Consider the following 1337-nt stretch of genomic DNA (forward strand, 5'->3'; position numbering starts at 1 on the left):
ATAAGAGACAGCATATAAATTATTTGAAATCAAGAATCGACGGAATATTATAGGAATATTAAAAAAATAAAACATTTAATTTATTTATGGTATCATACAAAAAACATTTGTTTTCTCAATTAATCCCCCTAGCTGGATTCGTCTATATTGCACATATTTACAACATGAAAGACACTAAGAAAAAAAGGATTTTGTTGAAGGGATGAAACATTACAAAACTCTTATTTAGGACCTTATGTCATCCTCTTTTCTAGCAATATCGAGTTATCCCAAAAAACGTATATTTACTAACATAACTTACAGGTGGTGTATTGTGAAAGAAATAGTATTTGTTCAAAATAAAAAAAGACTCCTTATGAAATTCGAATTTTTAAAAAAGGATTTAGTACTTACCATTTCACTGATACTAGCAATTGTCAGCTGCTTAATACATTCGCCAAAGATCGAATATATTAACTTTGAAGTGTTAATTAGCTTATTTAATCTGATGGTAGCCATTAAGGCCTTGGAACAGCTAAAGATATTAGACAAACTTGCCGTTGCGATTTTAAATAAATGCAATAACAGCAGGTCAATATCTATTATTCTAATTTTGTTATGCTTTATTTGCTCCATGTTTGTAACAAATGATGTCGCTCTCCTCACTTTTGTACCAATAACACTTGTCATTAGTAAAAAAACACAAATGAACATGATGGATACAATCATCCTGCAGACAATTGCGGCAAACATCGGTAGTAGCTTGATGCCTATGGGAAACCCACAAAATTTATACCTATATTCTTACTATGGAATTAAGCTCATCCCATTTTTAGGTTCAATCCTGCTTTTAGCTGTACTTGGAATTAGTTTGTTATTTATATTTACTCAAAAACTTCAAAAAACAGATTTGAAAATAGAACTACCTGTTATTACCGTGAAAAATCAAAAAAAAGCTACCGTCTGGATTTTGATACTTATTACTATCATTGCATCTATTTTTGGTGTTATTAATTATTACATTGCGCTAATAGTTACACTGATAGCAGCATTTACGTTAGATAGAAACTTACTATTTAAGATCGATTACTTTCTTCTAATAACCTTTGTCTGTTTTTTTATTTTTATCGGAAACATTTCCCATTCCGATGCACTGGGGACATTTGCTCGCGCTAATTTAAGAGGAGATACTTCAGTCTTCTTTAGTTCCATATTTTTGAGTCAATTGATTAGCAATTTTCCTACTTCAATTCTTCTATCAAACTTTACTTCTGATTGGAAAGCTTTATTACTAGGAGTAAATATTGGAGGGCTTGGAACAATTATCGCATCTTTAGCCAGTGTAATCTCCTATAAAC

Annotated in this window: 1 protein-coding gene; it reads left to right on the top strand. The window is 30.7% G+C overall.

Going from position 1 to position 1337, the window contains the following annotated elements; genetic code table 11:
• Positions 1 to 313: 313 nt before the first annotated feature.
• Positions 314 to 1337: SLC13 family permease (locus ABWK52_RS29370; RefSeq protein ID WP_353772381.1), on the top strand; the 1024-nt coding region annotated here is incomplete at its 3' end.

The organism is Bacillus sp. AP50 (genome assembly GCF_040492675.1).
Taxonomy (GTDB): domain Bacteria; phylum Bacillota; class Bacilli; order Bacillales; family Bacillaceae_G; genus Bacillus_A; species Bacillus_A cereus.